Origin of the sequence: Rufibacter immobilis, assembly GCF_003721565.1 — a bacterium.
GTDB lineage: Bacteria > Bacteroidota > Bacteroidia > Cytophagales > Hymenobacteraceae > Nibribacter > Nibribacter immobilis.
This window is the reverse complement of sequence record NZ_RJJE01000017.1, coordinates 59,977-77,040: the sequence shown is the minus strand read 5'-3', so window position 1 is coordinate 77,040 and position 17,064 is coordinate 59,977. Positions and strand designations below refer to the sequence as shown.

Here is a 17,064-nt window from a genome sequence, read left to right as displayed (position 1 = left end):
TCTCTCCTGAAATTACGCGTTAATAGTTCTGTTGCTTGTCGTCAAAATCATCGATCAGCATGCCTTTGGTGCGCTCAAAGATCCTCTTGAAGAAGTCACTGCCACCACTGGTTTTCTGAACTGGTTTGACTTCATTTACCACCCGGTTCTCTACGTTGCTATTGGCGGCAATCTGGGTATAGCGGTTAATCCGCTCATCCAGCGCCTGGTAGCCTGCTAAAACCAAGCCAACGGTGGTCGCATACATGGGGCTCTTCACAGAGTCTATCTTGCTCTTACCCAAATGCTCATTCGGATATCCGATACGGGCATCAAGGCCAGTCAAATACTCTACCAATTGCACCAAATTCTGCAGTTGCGCACCGCCTCCGGTAATCACAACGCCCGCCGCTAACTGATTGGCATACCCGCTCCTAACAATTTCTGAGTAAACGAGTTCAACAATTTCCTCCATTCTAGCTTCTATGATAAAAGCAAGATTTTTCAAGGAAATTTCTTTGGGGGTCCGATCACGCAATCCAGGGATGGAAACTACTTCATTTTCAGAGGCTTCATCGGCAATCGCCTTCCCAAACCGCACCTTCAGCTGCTCTGCCTGGTTTTGCATCACCATACAGCCTTGCTTGATATCTGAGGTAATGATATTGCCCCCAAAAGGCAAAACTGCGGTATGACGAATGATATTGTCTTTGAAGATGGCCAAATCTGTGGTACCGCCTCCAATGTCAATGAGCGCTACGCCTGCTTCCCGCTCCTCTTCACTCAGCACAGACATGCAAGACGCCAGAGGCTCCAGAATAAGCTGATCAATCTCAAGACCGGCGCGGGTAATGCATTTGGTGATGTTGTTTACCGCGTTAGACTGCGCCGTAATGATATGGAAGTTACCCTCTAAACGCACGCCAGACATACCCACGGGGTCCATGATCCCATCCTCATAATCCACTTTATAATCTTGTGGCATTACATGGATGATCTCGCTGCCCGGCGGGGTAACCAGACGGTACATGTCATTGGTAAGGCGGTTCACGTCTTCCACGGTGATCTCACTGTCCAATGACGTGCGCGTAATGCTGCCGTTGTGCTGCAGGCTCTTGATATGCTGCCCGGCAATGCCCACGTTCACCACTTTGATATCAATGCCAGACTGCTCCTCGGCTTGCCTGATCGCCTTCCGGATAGCCTCAACAGTTTTATCTATATTGCTGACCATGCCCCGCACTACCCCTTCAGATACTGCTTTGCCCAAGCCAAGGATCTCTAGTTTACCGTACTCGTTCTTCCTACCTACCAGCGCGCAAATTTTGGTTGTTCCAATGTCTAAGCCTACAACTATTTTGTCGTTCTGCGTCATATCATTAACTATTCACAAATAATCTGATCCTTGTACTCTACATTTAAGCGGCTGTACCTGTCCCAGCCGACCACGGGCATCACTTCTTTATAGAAGATGAAAAGTTTCCTGAATTTTTCCTGCACCTCTACCGGCTTTCCAAATTCAATGCGTTGGTTTCCCACCTGTGTCAAAAAACTCACTTTCCCCTTCTGGTCAATGTCCATGTGGGCAAGCTGGGCATTCCAAAAGGCGTCTTTTTCTATAAACTGCAGCAGAGAGAGATACTCTCTTCCTACAGAGTCCTGAAAAAAGGAACTGGCTTTGGCGGATCTTCCCAAAGAGGCTGTCACGGGAATAACATGGGCCGTATACAGCGCAGACAAAGGAAGCTGATTTCCTTCTTCGTCCACGTACACGTCCTTCTCAGTGCTGAGCAGCCGGGCGATGGGCCTGTTCTGCTGTATTGTGACGTTGATATTCCCTTCCAGATCACGAGAGACCTCTGCTTGCTTTACAAATTTATGCGATTTGATTCGCATTTCAAGCCGCTTGAGGTCAATCTCATTTTTTTTCATACCTGTGAGTGGCTGACTTCCATTGCGGGTCAGCAGCGCCATCACTTCTGAATCACTAAGAAAGTAATTGTTATACTCATTATCAATTTTAATATTGACTTTTTTACATATTTTTTGCTCTTGCCTGGCTTTAGAGAAACCTGCCAGAAAAATAAAGCCTGCCAGGCAAAATACCGCAAATAAAAGCGCTTTGACCTTTCTATTCCAAAACATGGGCCTTCTCCTCCAATAGCTTTTTTATCTCTGGGACCAAGGTGTCTATGTCCCCTGCCCCCACTGTGGCCAACACATTAAAATCCAAATCTTTTGCCAACACCTTTAGCACATCTTCTTTAGCCAAAAGCTTTTTATTTTGGCAAGGCAACTGGTCAAAGAGAAGTTGGGAAGTAACGCCGGCTATAGGTAGTTCACGGGCCGGATAGATCTCCAGCAGCCAGACCTCATCTGCCAGACACAAACTCTGGGCGAAACCTTCCAGAAAGTCACGGGTACGGGTAAACAAGTGGGGCTGGAAAATCACCCGCAATTTTCTCTGGGGGTACAGCGCCCGCACCGAACGTAGGAATGCCTCTATTTCCCGGGGGTGGTGCGCGTAATCATCTAAGAAGATTTTGTCTCCGCAGGAAGCTACCTTTTCAAACCGTCTCTTTACTCCGGTATAAGCTGCGATACCGTTTCTTAACTCGTCAGCAGACACATCTAAAAGTGAAACTGCCTGCACTGCGGCCAATGCATTCTCTACATTATGGAAACCAGGCACCTGCAAAGCAGCTTGGGACAGTTGTAAATTTCTACCCTGAGCAGAAAAATGCATAGTCCCCTCTGCAATGGTAACGGAAGTGGCGCAAAGTTCCTCTCCTTCCAATCCGTACCGGATTACCTGCACCGTTGGGTCTACCGCATCGGCTAAGGTTTGGTCTGCAGTATGGTTTAGCAGTAAATAGCCATTGGGCTTAATCTGCCGCACAAATTGCCGGAAAGACTCTACCAAGGCTTCCTTTTCGCCATAAATGTCCAAATGATCTGGATCTGTGGACGTAACAATGGCAATGTCTGGGTGCAGCGTCAGGAAAGAACGGTCATACTCATCGGCCTCTACCACTGCCAAGGCCCGCTCTTCCTCTTGATGAGGCAACAACAGATTGGAACCCAGATTAGTGGAAATTCCTCCCAAAAAGGCAGAGGTGGAAACTCCGGCGTGGTGCAACAGGTGCGCCACCATGCTGGATGTGGTAGTTTTACCATGGGTGCCCGCCACTGCCACCAAATATTGGTCCTGAGTGAGCAGACCTAACACCTGGGAGCGTTTCATAATGGTAAAACCCTCCTGTTCCAGAAACTGCCGTTCTTTATGAGTGACAGGCACCGCAGGTGTTAAGATCACCAGTGTCTCTGTCTTTTTCTCTTTGAAGGACGCTGGTATCAACGCTACGTCATCTTCAAAGTGAATACGGGCTCCCTCTGTTTCCAATTGCTTGGTTAGAGGGGTTAGCGTGCGGTCATATCCGGCCACGGCGAATCCTTTGGCCAAAAACCATCGGGCAATGGCGCTCATCCCAATGCCTCCTATCCCCAGGAAGTAGATATGTCGGTATTGGTGCAGATTCATTTTATAAGTTTCAAAAGTTCCTGAACAATGTCTTCGGCGGCATGTGGCTTGGCCAATTGAGCAATATTCTTCCGCAGCAACTGCTGTTTTGCTGCATCCTTTGCCAAGGCAAAGGCAGCAGGCCACAAGTACTGTGCCGCTTCTACATCCTTTACTAAGACGGCGGCCTCTTTTTGCACCAAGGCCATCGCGTTTTTAGTCTGGTGGTCTTCCGCCACGTTGGGCGACGGAACTAAAATGGATGGCTTCTGGGCCAGGCACAACTCAGAGATAGAGAGCGCCCCCGCCCGGGAAATCACTACATCGGCGGCGGCGTACGCCAAATCCATTTTTCTGATGAAGTCAAAGGCTTTGACCTGATCTGCCGGAAAGGCTTTCGCAGCGGCTTCCGCCTCCGGGAAATAAAGCTTACCGGTTTGCCAAATGAGGTTATAACCGGCCTCCTTGATTTTCTCCAGCGCTGATCCCGTGCTTTGATTTAAAGTCCGTGCTCCCAAACTTCCCCCAATTACCAAAAAAGTAGGTCGGTGAGGGGCAAGTCCGAATAACTCCATGGCTTCTGACTTCTTCCCCTCCAGCTCGGTAATGTCGCGGCGCACCGGGTTACCGGTTAGGACAATCTTAGCGTTAGGGAAATACCTGTACATGCTGTCATAGGCCACGCACACTTTGTCTACCTTGTTCGCCAACAGCTTGTTCGTGATACCAGCATGGGAATTCTGTTCCTGAATAAGGGACGGAATCTCCATTTTGGTGGCAGCATACAACAAAGGCCCACTCGCGTAGCCGCCCACGCCCACTACGGCATCTGGCTTAAAGTCTTTGATGATTTTGTAGGCTTTCCGGATGCTGGAAATCACCTTGAGCGGAAAAGACAGGTTGTCTACCGTAAGGCGCCGCTGTAAACCACTGATCCAGAGACCTATGATTTTGTAACCGGCTTCGGGCACCCGTGTCATTTCCATTCGGCCCTGCGCCCCAACAAACAAGATTTCTGCCGTTGGGTGCAGCCGTTTAATTTCATTGGCAATGGCAATGGCCGGGTAGATATGTCCACCCGTTCCGCCACCACTGATGATGAATCTGTATTGTTTATCCGGCATTCGTCAGAACATTAACAGGTTTATTCACGGCAGGCGCTGAGGCCAGTTTGGCTTCATGCTCACTGCGGCTCACACTCAGGATAATTCCAATGGAAATCCCGGTGAAGATCAAGGAAGTCCCCCCCATACTGAGCAAGGGCAGCGGCAAACCGGTGATGGGGCCTAGGCCAACGGCCACGCCCATGTTCACCATAGCCTGAATGACCAGGCTGAAGCTGATGCCCGCCGACAGCAGCCCTCCAAAGGCTCCCAAACTATTGGCCACCGCAATCATCCCCCGGTACAGAAAGGCCAGGTACAGGAACAACACCACGGCTCCGCCCAACATGCCGTACTCTTCAATGATGATGGCGTAGATAAAGTCTGAGTAAGGGTGCGGCAACACGTTGCGCTGGTCTGAATTACCCGGTCCCTTGCCCAACACCCCACCCGTAGCAATGGCAATGTAGGACTGCTCCAGCTGGAAGACCGTATCATTGGGGTCCATGAAATTCTCAATCCGGCTGATGGCGGTCTGCATCCGTTGCCCCAATGCCAAGGCGATAGAACCGAACAAAGCCCCCACCAGAATCATGACCATGATAGATTTCATGGGAATCCGGCCAATGAACATCAGCAGCAGACAGGTCAGGAACAGGAGCAAACCCGTGGAGATATTACTCATGGCAATGAGCCCGCAGATAAGACCGCTCCATAGAAACAGCGGAATCAAGGTCTGTTTGGATTCAATGTTCATCTGGCGCTTGCTCAGGATGCTGGCCAGATAAGAGATCAAAGCCAGTTTGGCCAAATCAGAAGGCTGGAACGTCTGGTTGATGATGGGAATGGTTAGCCAGCGCGAAGCTTCATTGATGTTAGAGCCCTTGAGGTAGGTATAAATGAGCAGGGGCACCGAGAAAATGAGGGCTACCAGACTCAGTTTGGCGTAATAGCGGTAATTGATCTTGTGCGCCAGCCAAACAAAGGCCAACCCTATGAAGATAAGGCTGGAGTGCTTGAACAGGTAATATTCTGTATTCCCGCCCATTTTCTTGTACGCGAGCGTGCCCGTGGCCGAGTACACCACGGCAATACTGATGAGCGCAAACGCCAAGACAATCCCCCACAGAATGGGATCGCCTTTCAGGTTTTCGCGAAGCCAGTTTTTGATAGGGTTCATGACGCTACAGTACGTTGGAGGGCGGCTACTGCCTCGGCGAATGCCCGGCCCCGGTGTTCATAATTCTTAAACAAGTCAAAGCTGGCGCAGGCCGGTGAAAGCACCACCACATCTCCCGCCTGGGCGAAGTTTTTAGCCAAGTCTACGGCCTCGTTCACGTCCTGCGTCTCGGCTAGTTTTGGGCAGATTTGGGAAAAAGCGGCTCTAATCTTGCTGTTGTCCACCCCCAGGCACACAATGGCTTTTACTTTCTGCCGCACCAACGGCGACAGCGTGGAATAATCATTGCCTTTGTCTGTACCGCCCACTATCCACACAATGGGCTGCTGAATACCGTCCAGGGCATACCAAACCGCTTCCACGTTGGTGGCCTTGGAGTCATTGATGAAGCGTACGCCTTCTATCTCCCCCACCGGCTGGAGCCGATGATCAGCGTTCCGGAACGTACCCAGGGCGGCTTCAATCTGCGCGGGCGCGATGCCAACCAGCAAAGCAGCTCCCACGGCGGCCATGGTATTGTATTGGTTATGCTGCCCAATCAATGGTGATTTGGCAACATCTACTTTTGCCTCAATTTGGGAAAAAGAGGCGCTAATCGCATTTCCTTCCAATCTTAAGGCTAATCCTTCGGCTTCTTTCAACCCGAAGGCTACCTGCGTGCCCGGCACCTGGTGCGCAGCGCGGTACTTCTGGATCTGGGCATCATCCTGGTTGTACAGGAAAAAATCAGCAGCCGTCATGTTCTGCGCAATGCGGAATTTGGCGGCTGCGTAATTATCCATGTGGTAACCATAGCGGTCCAGATGGTCTGGGGTGATGTTGAGCAGAATGCCAATGTGCGCTTTGAACGCATACATATTGTCTAACTGGAAGCTGCTCAGTTCCACCACATAGTAATCATAGCCGCCTTCCAGCACTTTTCCCGCCAGGCTCTCACCCACGTTGCCGGCCAGCGCTACTTTTAAACCAGCGCTTTTCAGGAAATGGTAAGTCAGCAGGGTGGTGGTGGTTTTGCCGTTGGTACCGGTAATGCAGATAAACCGGCCCTGGGCGTACCTGCCCGCGAACTCAATCTCTGAAATCACGGGGATGTTTCTCTCCAGCGCTCCGGCAATGACCGGGGCGGTTTCTGGAATACCGGGGCTTTTGACAATTTCAGCGGCCGCGAAAATCTGCCCCAGCGAGTGCGTTCCCTCCTCAAAGGGAATCTGCGCCTGAGAAAGCTGCTGCCGGTATTTTTCCGCAATGGAACCTCTGTCTGAGACGAACACGTCATAGCCCTTGGCCTGCGCCAACAAGGCTGCTCCCACGCCGCTCTCCCCTGCTCCTAGTATGGCTATTTTCTGCATTGCTTTTGTTTTATGTTTTCCGTTTAGGGGCTCTTTTTGGAAAAACAGCCCCTAAACGGCTTATCTCAATTTTAAAGTCACCAGCGTGAGGATGGCCAGCATGATCCCCACGGTCCAGAAACGGGACACTATTTTTGACTCATGGTAACCCAACTTCTGGTAGTGATGGTGCAGGGGCGACATCTTGAAAATCCTGCGGCCCTCGCCGTACTTCTTCTTGGTGTACTTGAAGTAGCTCACCTGCAGCATTACCGACAGGTTCTCCACCAGGAAAATCCCGCACAGAATGGGAATGAGCAGCTCCTTGCGCAGAATCAACGCCAGCACCGCAATAATCCCGCCAATTGACAGAGAACCGGTATCGCCCATGAACACTTGCGCCGGATACGAGTTGTACCACAGAAAGCCCACGCAGGCACCCACAAAGGCGGTACAGAAAATCACGAGCTCCCCGGTATTAGGGATGTACATGATGTCAAAGTAATCGGCGAAGATGGAGTTACCTGACACCCAAGCGAATACCGCCAACGTGGTTCCAATGATCGCTGAGGTACCTGCCGCCAATCCGTCAATACCATCGGTGATGTTGGCTCCATTGGACACGGCCGTGATGATGATGATCACCAGCGGGATGTACAGGAAACGCGCGTAAGAACCCAGCAAAGGGCTCGCGAAGCTGAAGAAATGGTGGTAATCCAACTCATTGTTCTTGGTGAACGGCACCGTGGTGATCATTTTGCGCACGTCATAGTAGGTACTGGAGAAATCAATGGCTGTTAACCCTTTGGCTGTGAGGTACTGCCGCACCACCACATCCTCAGAGAAAAACAACGTAAGGCCCACAATCAAACCCAGGCCAACCTGCCCCATCACCTTGAATTTACCGGCCAACCCTTCTTTGTTCTTGCGGAACACTTTGATGTAGTCATCCAGGAACCCGATGGCTCCCAGCCAGACCGTAGACACCAACATGAGAAGGATGTACACGTTGTTAAGGCGCGCGAACAAAAGCGTGGGCAGCAAAATGGCCAGCAGAATGATAAGTCCGCCCATGGTAGGCGTGCCTTTCTTCTCCATCTGCCCTTCCAGCCCCAGATCCCTGATAGACTCGCCCACCTGCTTGCGCTGCAACATTTTAATGAGGCGCCCGCCAAAGATCATGGCAATCAAGAGCGACAACAGGGCCGCCATACCCGCCCTAAACGAGATATAGCGCATTACGCCCGCCCCGTACAGGTCAAACTGCTTGTCTAAAAAGTCAAAAAGGTAATAAAGCATTCGTTTCTGTTTATCCAGGGAAATTCCCTTGCGGGCTTCCCTTCAAGTATCTTTAAATCATTGGGGGTTATTTCTGAAGCAGAGCGAAAGACTCCTGCAGCACCTGCTTGTCATCAAACGCCGACCGCACCCCTTTCACTTCCTGATAGGTTTCGTGTCCCTTGCCCGCCACCAGAATGATGTCATCGGCTTCGGCCAGGAGCACCGCGGTTTTAATCGCCTCTCGCCTGTCCACTACTGATAGCGCCTTCTTCAGGTCTGGCTGCTTCACGCCGGTCTGCATCTGGTTAAGGATTTCCTGCGGATCTTCATCCCGTGGATTATCAGAAGTGAGAATCACGCGGTCGCTCAGCCGGGCGGCGATATCGGCCATCACGGGGCGTTTAGCGGCATCGCGGTTTCCACCGCAGCCTACTACCGTAATCACCTTCTGCTCCGGCTTTCTTATCTGGCTGATGGTCTGCAACACATTCTCCAGCGCGTCTGGCGTGTGCGCGTAATCCACAATACCCGTAATCTGTCCCGGCGACACCACGTAATCAAATCGGCCGGCGGCCGAGGTAAGGTTAGAAAGACTAGCCAGTACTTCCTGCTTGTCTTCACCTAACAAGGTGGCCGCGCCATACACCGCCAAAAGATTATAGGCGTTGAACGTCCCGATCAGACGGAACCAAACCTCCTGCCCTTCCAGCTCCAGCTGCAGCCCCTGAATGGAATTGTCTATCAAGCGAGCTTTGAAATCGGCTTCTTTGCGCAGGGCGTACGTATATTTCTCTGCTTTGGTGTTCTGCAACATGACCATGCTCCGCTTGTCATCTGAGTTCACCAGCGCGAAGGATTTCTTGCCCAAATGGTCAAAGAACAATTTCTTGGCCCGGATGTACTCGTCAAACGTGCCGTGGTAGTCCAGGTGGTCATGGGTGATGTTGGTGAAAACCGCCCCCGTAAACTGCACGCCCGTTACGCGGTGCTGCACCAGCGCATGCGAACTTACCTCCATAAACGCGTGGGTGCAGCCGGCTTTCACCATCTGGGCCAGCAGGCTCTGCAAGGTGATCGCGTCTGGCGTGGTGTGCGAGGCCGGGATCACGGTTTCATTGATCTGGTTCTGCACGGTAGAGAGTAACCCGGCGTTGTAGCCCAAGTCACGGTACAGCTTATGCAAAAGGGTGACGCAGGTGGTTTTCCCGTTAGTGCCGGTTACCCCCACCAATTTCAGTTTCTTGGATGGATTTCCGTAGAACTCGGCGGCAACATGGCCCATGGCCTCGGCGGCGTTGGGTACTACCACAAAGGTCACCTGCTGCGGGGCGTTTAGCGGCTCTTTTTCGCAAAAAACCACCGAAACGCCCTGCGCTACCGCCGCGTCAATGTAATCATGGCCATCGCGGAGCGTACCCCTGATGGCAAAGAAAGCCACGCCCGGGCCCGCCTGACGAGAATCCATGGTTAACGCAGAAAGCTCGGGGTTAGTGGACCCGAGCAATCGCGTTGGCTGGAGTACCTGAAGCAGGTGTTCTAGTTGCGCCATTTCTGTTTAATGTAATGGTAATGATGGTTCCTTTGGCAACGGGCTGCCCGGGCGGTAAGCTCTGGCTTTCCACCCGTCCCAATCCAATTGCCCGCACTTTTAACCCGTGGTTACCCAGCAGATAGAGCGCGTCTTTCAGCGTCATATCCTTTACATCTGGCACCTGGCCCATTTTCACGGGCACCGGCTTCAAGGCCACGGAGTGTTTCTGGGTATCTACCCGCACCCAATCCTCCTCGGGGCTGAGTGGGTGGGCACTGATGCCTAATTTGTTGCAGAGAACTGTTAACTCTTCCTGGCTTCCCGCGTGCAGCACCGGCAGCTTGGGCTGCACCCCAGCCGGACGACGCGCCATAGGCGCATGTATGGCCAGATCCTGGGCATAGGCTTTGTCGGCGAGCTCACGGAAAACCGGCGCCGCCACATCTCCCCCGTACTGGGCCCCGCGCTGCGGATTATCTATGATGACAATACAGCTGTATTTAGGTCTGTCTGCCGGGAAATAACCTACAAACGAAGTAGAGTACTTGCGGGTGTACTGGCCGTTGATCACTTTACGGGCCGTTCCAGTTTTACCGGCTACTTTGTAGTCTTTGCTGCGTAGATTCTTAGCTGTTCCGTTCTCTACCACACCTTCCATCATCAGTTTCAGCTGCTTTAATGTCTCATCTGAGCAGATTTTAGGGTTCAGCACCTTGGCCTCAAACTTCTCCAGCACCTGATCTGCCCGTTTAATGCTTTTCACGATGATGGGTTGAACTTTCACACCATTGTTGGCTACCGCATTGTAGAAAGCCAGCGTCTGCAACGGAGAAATTTTCAGCTCATACCCAATTGACATGGTGGACAGCGATGGACGGCTCCAGCTGCGGTCTTTAGGCGATTTGATGTATGGAATGGCCTCACCGTTCATCTGGAAGCCCAGCGGCTGGTGCAGCCCAAATTTGTGCAAATAGTCTACGTACTTCTGGGGGTTGTTCTCAAATGTCTGCTGAATCAGCTTGGCTACCCCTACGTTGGAAGACTTCTCAAACACCTGCTGTAAAGTAATTTTGCCGTACCCGTGGGTATCTGTCTTCACCGCTCCGCCAATCCGCTCAGAGCCCACGCCAGTGTCTACCGTGTCTGTCAACTGAAGATCGGTTTCCTCCAGCAAGGCCATCATGGAAGCCAATTTGAAGGTAGAACCGGGCTCCGTGCGTCCCTGGTTACCAACGGCATAGTTGTAATCTTCCAGATATACCCCTTCTCCGTGCTTGCCCAGGTTGGCAATGGCTTTGATCTCGCCGGTGCTTACCTCCATCAAGATCACACAGCCGTGGTGGGCGTCATTCTCGGTGAGCGCTCTTCTGAGGGCACTCTCGGCCACGTCCTGTAGGTTAATATCAATGGTGGTCTGAATATCAAAACCAGGCATGGGTTTTACTTCAGTGCCGTCGTTGATGGGTTTGTTCCCACCCGCCATCCGTTCAAAGAGCGCTTCACCATCCTTGCCTGCCAAGTGGCGGTTAAAGCTGAATTCAAGCCCCGCGCCTTTACGGTCTTCATTGATGAACCCAATGGTTCGTTTGGCCAGGGACCCAAAGGGCAGGAACCGGCGGTCCAGCTTCTCAAAAATCACGCCGCCCCTGTTCTTACCTGCTCTGAAGATGGGCCACCTAGACATCATCTTCTTGTCCTGGTAGTTGATGAGGCGGCTGTTCAGGCGCACATATTTGCGTTTGGCGCTACGGGCGTTCTTAATTTTCTGGCGGTAATACTCTGGGGAGCGGTCGCCGTAGAAACGCGACAGCTGGATCGCCAATGAGTCTATGCCTTTGGCAAAAACATCATCTGGCGAGATGGTTGGGTCAAAGGCCACCCTATAAAATGGAAGGGAGGTAGCCATGATGCGGTCATCATTGGAATAGATGTTCCCGCGCGTCGCGTACACTGGCTGGTAATGGAACCGCTTCTCATTGGCGATTTCGCGCCAGCGATCACCATCCTTTAACTGGATATAACCTACTTTGTAAATAATAGCGAACGCAAAAAGACAGATAGCCAAAAAGGCCACCCGTACTCGCGTAACGATGGACCTCTTAATATTCATCTTTTCTGATTACTACTTGTATGGGTGGGGTAGAGCTTTCAACCAAGCCTTGGGGTGCCACGTTACGGGCCACTTCAGACTGCTTGCTAGCCTCCATATATTCAGATTTGAGCGTGGTGTAGTCGGCCCGTAAATCTTCGGTTTCGGTTTTGGTTTTGTCTATGCGCCGGAGCGTACGGTCTGCGTAGTGGGTGTTGCCTATATAGAACAACGTGATCCCCATCAGGAAAAGCACCTTGGGCAGGTACCGCACCGGCAGCCCCTCGGCAAAAAACCAATCCACTTTGGTGTACCTGTCTACCAGCTCAAACAAGCTGGTTCCCTTCTGGCGTGGCGGCCGTGCCGGACGCGGCTTCTCTACCTTAGGCACCTCCCGTACGGTGTTTGCCTTCGGCCGATTCACTTGCGGACGTACAGTATTGACTGCCATAATCAATCGTAAAATTTATTCGATCCCTACTTCCTTTCTATTTCTTTGACGATTCCTGCGTCTCTCTTTTCACGGCCACCCGAAGCTTGGCGCTGCGGGAGCGGTTGTTTTCCTGCAACTCCTGCGCACTGGGCACAATAGGCTTGCGCGTGACAGAATCCAGTGGTTTAATTTCGTTACCGAAGAAGTCCTTCTCTACTTCACCAAAGAATTTCCCTTTGCCGATGTAGTTTTTCACCAGTCGGTCTTCCAGGGAATGGTAAGAAATCACCGACAACCTTCCACCTGGTTTCAGCACCTCTACTGCCTGCTCCAGCATTTCCTCCAGTGCCTTGAGCTCATCATTCACCTCAATCCGGAGTGCCTGGAAAACCTGGGCCAGGTATTTATTCTCCTTGCCTTTTGGCGTACAACCGGCAATAGCCTGCTTAAAATCAGCGATGGTCTCTATTGGGTTTATGTTTCTAGCCGACACTAACTCCCGGGCTAACGTCCTGGCGTTCTTCACCTCGCCATACAACCCGAAGATTTTGTGCAGCTGCTCTTCCTCATAGGTATTGACCACATCACGGGCCGTAAGTGCGCCATCTTTGTCCATGCGCATATCCAGAGGGCCATCAAAACGGGTGGAGAAACCGCGCTCGGCGGTATTGAACTGGTGGGAAGAAACGCCCAAATCTGCCAAAATCCCATCTACCTGACGTACACCATACAACCGCAAGTACTTCTTCAGGTAGCGGAAGTTGGCCTTCACAAACGTGAACTTCTCAGAGATAAATTTTTCAGATTGCTTTTCGGCATCCGTGTCCTGGTCAAAGGAATACAACTGCCCTCCCTCCATTTTCTCCAGGATGAACGCAGTGTGGCCGCCGCCGCCAAAAGTAACGTCTACGTAAATGCCGCCGGGCTTAATAGCCAACGCATCTACCGACTCCTGTAACAAAACGGGCTGATGGTACTGCATAGGCCTCTATTCTTGTTTTAATGCACTCGGTTGATCCCCGAGGAACTTCTGCGCCAATTGGGAGAAGTTCTGCTGGTCTTTAATTAAAAATTCATCGTACTTGTCTGGGTTCCAGATTTCTACCCGGTTGCCCAAGCCCACCACAATGGCTTCCTTCTCAATCTCAGCATAACGCACCATGGTGCGCGGCAAGATGAAACGGCCGGCATTGTCAAGCTCTATTTCTGTGTTCCCCCTGAAGAAATTCCGCTGAAAATGGCGGTATTCCTCATTGAACTCGTTCAGGTTGGCAACTTTGTCATAAATGGTCTTCCACTCAGTTCTGGGGTAAAGTACCAGGCAAGGTTCAAAGCCCCGCGTCAACACCACCTGATTCCCGCATTCATCTGGCAAATTGGCCTTGATTTTAGCAGGCAGCACCAATCTTCCCTTCGGGTCTAGCTTACATTCATATTCGCCGGAGAGGAAGTTCATGACAGTTGTGGTAGTGACTACAGTCTTTGGTACAAAGCAAAAGTACTAAAGGGTGCAGCAAAGTCAACCACGGTTTCCCACTTTTTCCCACTTTGTGGATAAATCATGGTTATCCACCCCACTTATACACATTATCCACATTTCTACCCTCTCACTTTGGGATAACTTTTGGAAAACCATTCAGTATTATTTACTAAATAACACGTGAAACACCATCAAATACCTATGTATCAGCAAGTTAAAGAAAGACAGACTAATGTTAATCTTTGGAAACTAAGCTAAAGGTGTGAAGTGGAGGAAAGTGGAGCAAAATTCCATATCTTTGCGGCATGCGGTGGAAATCCAGAAATATTGTGCTGCTCCTACTGGTGTTTAGCCTGCTCACAGGGTCTGTGGGGATGGCTGCAACCCAGCGTTTCTGCGCAATGTTGGGAATGGATTCTAAACCTGCCGCCTCTAAAGAAATGAAGGCGATGGGATGCTGCACCAAAAAGCAGAAGCCCACCTCCTGCCCTGAGGCGGCGGCCAAAGTGGAGAAGCAAAAGTGCTGCTCCGTTTCCACCACCCACCACAAACTGGACGTACAATCTGCGCTCAAGTTTGACAAAGTAGAGGTACTGACGCTGCAGCCAATGCTGGTTAGTTCTTTTCTACTTCCTCAGATTTCTGCCACAGCGCAAAGTAGCACGTGGCCACTCTATACAGACACTTCACCTCCGCTGGCGGGTAAAGACCTTCTGCACCGCCTGCACATCCTCATCATTTAGGTTCATCAATTTTTCGCTCCGCTGACCTGGGCATGGCTTTCTATGTCTGTTGGTCAAGGTTTCTGATGTTGTACTTAAATGAAAAATTATACTATGTTTTCCTATACACGTCATGCTTTCTGGGCATTGACACTTTTGGGGCTGCTAACTCCATTCTTAGCTGTAGCCCAAGACCTCTCTGGCCGCGTAGTAGACGCCGCCAACGCTGCTCCGCTAATTGGTGCCTCTGTGGTTTGGGTAGGCAGCAACCAAGCCACCAGCACCGATGCCAACGGCGCCTTTACTCTAAAACCCGCTCCGGCCGGCCAAACTGCTGTAGCCGTCAGTTACATTGGGTATAAAACAGATACCGTGCAGGTGGCAAACCTGAGTAACTTGGTGGTAAAGCTAAAAGCCGTCACCTCCCTGCAGGAAGTGACGGTAACGGGCAAACAGGACCGTTACTCTGCGCTTACGCCTACCAATTCACAGGTGATTACGGCCAAAGACTTAACCAAGTCTGCGTGCTGTAACTTAGCAGAGAGCTTTGAGACAAACGCATCTGTAGAAGTTTCCACCTCTGATGCGGTTTCCGGGGCTAAACAGATTCAGATGTTAGGTTTGGACGGTTCCTACACCCTAATGACAACCGATAACGTGCCTGCCCTCCGGGGATTGGCCACGCCGTACCGCCTTAATTACCTGTCTGGCACTTACATTGACGCCATTGACATTATCAAAGGAACGGGATCAGTACTGAACGGCTATGAATCTATCTCTGGTCAGGTGAACGTGCGGCTGAAAGACCCTGAGAAGTCAGATCGCCTGTACCTGAACCTGTACGGAAACAGCCTGGCCAAGTGGGACGCGAACCTAAACACCTCCTTTACCCTTACTCCCAAACTGAGTACCGTGCTTATGCTGCACACAGACCAGATCAGCAACCGGGTAGACGGCAACGATGATGGTTTCCTGGACTTACCCTTGGGAAAACACTACAACGTCTTCAACAAGTGGAAATACAATACCGGCAAACAGTGGGTGGCTGAAGTAGGTTTTCAGGCCTTGCGTGAGACCCGCACCGGCGGACAAGTAGACTACCGTTCTGGAATGCCCCAGCAGGAAGGCAGCTTCTATGGCACAGAGTCTGAAACAGACCGTATCAGCGGCTTTTCCAAGACCTCTTACACCTTCAAGAACAAACCTTACCAGAGCATTGGGTTGATTTTATCTGGTTCACGGCACCAATTTGATTCGCACTACGGCCCCAGAACGTATGACGGTCACCAGAACAGTGGTTTAGCCAATCTGATCTTTCAATCGGCGTTTGGGAATACGGCACATACGTACAAGACCGGCCTAAGCTACCAACTGGAGGACTATGAGGAAAATCTGGCGGGCCAGCAGCTTCGCCGCAAAGAGCGGGTACCGGGAGCATTTTTTGAATACGTGTATCAGAACAGCAAAAACCTGACCCTGGTAGGCGGCATAAGAGCAGATCATCATAATTTGTATGGGTGGGTGTACACCCCTCGGTTCAATGTGAAATATGACTTCACTCCAAATACCATTCTGCGTTTGGCCGCCGGCAAAGGGTTTAGGGTAGCCAATCCTATTGCTGAGAACGTGGCTTCTCTCATCAGTAATCGTGAGTTCGTGTTCAGAGACAACCTTCAGCCGGAAAAAGCCTGGAACATGGGTGGTTCTTTCACGCAGTACTTTGAGGTGGGCGAACGCAAAGGTGCCTTTATCACCGACTACTACTACACCACGTTCCAGAACCAGGTAGTGCCAGACATGTACAGCAGCCCGTATCAGGTAGTGTTCACCAACCTCAACGGCCGTTCCTTCTCTAAGAGTTTTCAGGCCGAAGTGCAGTATGAGCTTAGCTCCATGTTAGATGTGAAGGCTGCCTACAAGTACTTTGACGTGCGCACCACCTACAACGGGCAACTGGAACAACGGCCCTTTATTCCTAATCACCGCGCGTTTCTTAACTTAGGCTTCGCAACGCCTTTTGACAAGTGGCGGGCAGACCTCACGGCCCAATGGTTTGGTCCAAGAACAGTACCGGCCATGGAACACCAGCATGAGGGCAGCGATTTCAGAACGCGAACTGTTCACCCTTATGCGGTGTTCAATGGTCAGATCACCCGGGCCTTTAAACGCTGGGAAGTATATCTGGGCGGCGAAAACCTATTGGATTACAAACAGAAGAATCCTATCATAGCCGCAGACCGGCCGTTCAGCCAAGATTTTGATGCCAGTATGGTCTGGGCCCCGGTTATTGGCCGAGTAATTTATGCAGGACTTCGGTTTACCATCAAGTAAAGTCATTTTACTTCCAAACAATAATAACCTAAAGTAAATTGGCCTGATTTTCGCAAAACACTTTTAAAACAGAATCAACCGTTAACC

The 17,064-nt window shown here is 51.1% G+C and carries 14 protein-coding genes; 2 read left to right on the top strand and 12 right to left on the bottom strand.

Annotated features, from left to right (window positions below; genetic code table 11):
* Positions 1–19: 19 nt before the first annotated feature.
* The 12 genes from ftsA to mraZ all read right to left on the bottom strand — a co-directional run bounded on the left by ftsA (position 20) and on the right by mraZ (position 13,900).
* Complete coding sequence (gene ftsA, locus EFA69_RS13155; protein ID WP_123133588.1) at positions 20–1,354, bottom strand: cell division protein FtsA; 1,335 nt, start codon at positions 1,352–1,354, stop codon at positions 20–22.
* Positions 1,355–1,362: 8 nt separating this feature from the next.
* Positions 1,363–2,124 (bottom strand): cell division protein FtsQ/DivIB, encoded by a 762-nt coding sequence (locus EFA69_RS13150; RefSeq protein WP_123133587.1) that lies wholly within the window; start codon positions 2,122–2,124, stop codon positions 1,363–1,365.
* Positions 2,111–3,520, bottom strand: coding sequence for a UDP-N-acetylmuramate--L-alanine ligase (murC, locus tag EFA69_RS13145; RefSeq protein WP_123133586.1), 1,410 nt, complete (start codon positions 3,518–3,520; stop codon positions 2,111–2,113). Before murC ends, EFA69_RS13150 begins: the two co-directional genes overlap by 14 nt.
* Positions 3,517–4,623 (bottom strand): undecaprenyldiphospho-muramoylpentapeptide beta-N-acetylglucosaminyltransferase, encoded by a 1,107-nt coding sequence (murG, locus tag EFA69_RS13140; RefSeq protein WP_123133585.1) that lies wholly within the window; start codon positions 4,621–4,623, stop codon positions 3,517–3,519. Before murG ends, murC begins: the two co-directional genes overlap by 4 nt.
* Positions 4,613–5,782, bottom strand: coding sequence for an FtsW/RodA/SpoVE family cell cycle protein (locus tag EFA69_RS13135; protein WP_123133584.1), 1,170 nt, complete (start codon positions 5,780–5,782; stop codon positions 4,613–4,615). The genes murG and EFA69_RS13135 overlap by 11 nt, the downstream gene beginning before the upstream one ends.
* A complete protein-coding gene (gene murD, locus EFA69_RS13130; RefSeq protein ID WP_123133583.1) occupies positions 5,779–7,131 on the bottom strand; it encodes a UDP-N-acetylmuramoyl-L-alanine--D-glutamate ligase in 1,353 nt (450 codons plus the stop codon). The genes EFA69_RS13135 and murD overlap by 4 nt, the downstream gene beginning before the upstream one ends.
* Positions 7,132–7,191: 60 nt before the next feature.
* Entirely contained in the window at positions 7,192–8,409 is a 1,218-nt protein-coding gene (gene mraY / locus EFA69_RS13125; protein WP_123133582.1) for a phospho-N-acetylmuramoyl-pentapeptide-transferase, read from the bottom strand.
* 67 nt (positions 8,410–8,476) lie between these two features.
* Positions 8,477–9,940, bottom strand: coding sequence for a UDP-N-acetylmuramoyl-L-alanyl-D-glutamate--2,6-diaminopimelate ligase (locus EFA69_RS13120; RefSeq protein ID WP_123133581.1), 1,464 nt, complete (start codon positions 9,938–9,940; stop codon positions 8,477–8,479).
* Complete coding sequence (locus EFA69_RS13115) at positions 9,879–12,032, bottom strand: penicillin-binding protein (protein WP_123133580.1); 2,154 nt, start codon at positions 12,030–12,032, stop codon at positions 9,879–9,881. The genes EFA69_RS13120 and EFA69_RS13115 overlap by 62 nt, the downstream gene beginning before the upstream one ends.
* Positions 12,022–12,462: an FtsL-like putative cell division protein gene (locus EFA69_RS13110; RefSeq protein WP_123133579.1), complete on the bottom strand. Its 441-nt coding sequence runs from the start codon at positions 12,460–12,462 to the stop codon at positions 12,022–12,024. Before EFA69_RS13110 ends, EFA69_RS13115 begins: the two co-directional genes overlap by 11 nt.
* A gap of 37 nt (positions 12,463–12,499) precedes the next feature.
* Entirely contained in the window at positions 12,500–13,426 is a 927-nt protein-coding gene (gene rsmH / locus EFA69_RS13105) for a 16S rRNA (cytosine(1402)-N(4))-methyltransferase RsmH (protein ID WP_123133578.1), read from the bottom strand.
* A 6-nt stretch (positions 13,427–13,432) separates the two neighbouring features.
* Positions 13,433–13,900 (bottom strand): division/cell wall cluster transcriptional repressor MraZ, encoded by a 468-nt coding sequence (gene mraZ / locus EFA69_RS13100; protein WP_123133577.1) that lies wholly within the window; start codon positions 13,898–13,900, stop codon positions 13,433–13,435.
* 329 nt (positions 13,901–14,229) lie between these two features.
* On the opposite strand from mraZ, the gene EFA69_RS13095 reads away from it, so the two are divergent.
* Complete coding sequence (locus EFA69_RS13095) at positions 14,230–14,667, top strand: HYC_CC_PP family protein (RefSeq protein WP_123133576.1); 438 nt, start codon at positions 14,230–14,232, stop codon at positions 14,665–14,667.
* Positions 14,668–14,760: 93 nt separating this feature from the next.
* On the top strand, positions 14,761–16,977 hold the full coding sequence (locus EFA69_RS13090; RefSeq protein WP_123133575.1) for a TonB-dependent receptor: 2,217 nt from the start codon (positions 14,761–14,763) through the stop codon (positions 16,975–16,977).
* Positions 16,978–17,064: the final 87 nt, after the last annotated feature.

Coding starts and splice junctions, on each gene's coding strand:
- ftsA (WP_123133588.1), bottom strand. CDS start 1,354: ATGACGCAGAACGACAAAATAGTTGTAGGCTTAGACATTGGAACAACC.
- EFA69_RS13150 (WP_123133587.1), bottom strand. CDS start 2,124: ATGTTTTGGAATAGAAAGGTCAAAGCGCTTTTATTTGCGGTATTTTGC.
- murC (WP_123133586.1), bottom strand. CDS start 3,520: ATGAATCTGCACCAATACCGACATATCTACTTCCTGGGGATAGGAGGC.
- murG (WP_123133585.1), bottom strand. CDS start 4,623: ATGCCGGATAAACAATACAGATTCATCATCAGTGGTGGCGGAACGGGT.
- EFA69_RS13135 (WP_123133584.1), bottom strand. CDS start 5,782: ATGAACCCTATCAAAAACTGGCTTCGCGAAAACCTGAAAGGCGATCCC.
- murD (WP_123133583.1), bottom strand. CDS start 7,131: ATGCAGAAAATAGCCATACTAGGAGCAGGGGAGAGCGGCGTGGGAGCA.
- mraY (WP_123133582.1), bottom strand. CDS start 8,409: ATGCTTTATTACCTTTTTGACTTTTTAGACAAGCAGTTTGACCTGTAC.
- EFA69_RS13120 (WP_123133581.1), bottom strand. CDS start 9,940: ATGGCGCAACTAGAACACCTGCTTCAGGTACTCCAGCCAACGCGATTG.
- EFA69_RS13115 (WP_123133580.1), bottom strand. CDS start 12,032: ATGAATATTAAGAGGTCCATCGTTACGCGAGTACGGGTGGCCTTTTTG.
- EFA69_RS13110 (WP_123133579.1), bottom strand. CDS start 12,462: ATGGCAGTCAATACTGTACGTCCGCAAGTGAATCGGCCGAAGGCAAAC.
- rsmH (WP_123133578.1), bottom strand. CDS start 13,426: ATGCAGTACCATCAGCCCGTTTTGTTACAGGAGTCGGTAGATGCGTTG.
- mraZ (WP_123133577.1), bottom strand. CDS start 13,900: ATGAACTTCCTCTCCGGCGAATATGAATGTAAGCTAGACCCGAAGGGA.
- EFA69_RS13095 (WP_123133576.1), top strand. CDS start 14,230: ATGCGGTGGAAATCCAGAAATATTGTGCTGCTCCTACTGGTGTTTAGC.
- EFA69_RS13090 (WP_123133575.1), top strand. CDS start 14,761: ATGTTTTCCTATACACGTCATGCTTTCTGGGCATTGACACTTTTGGGG.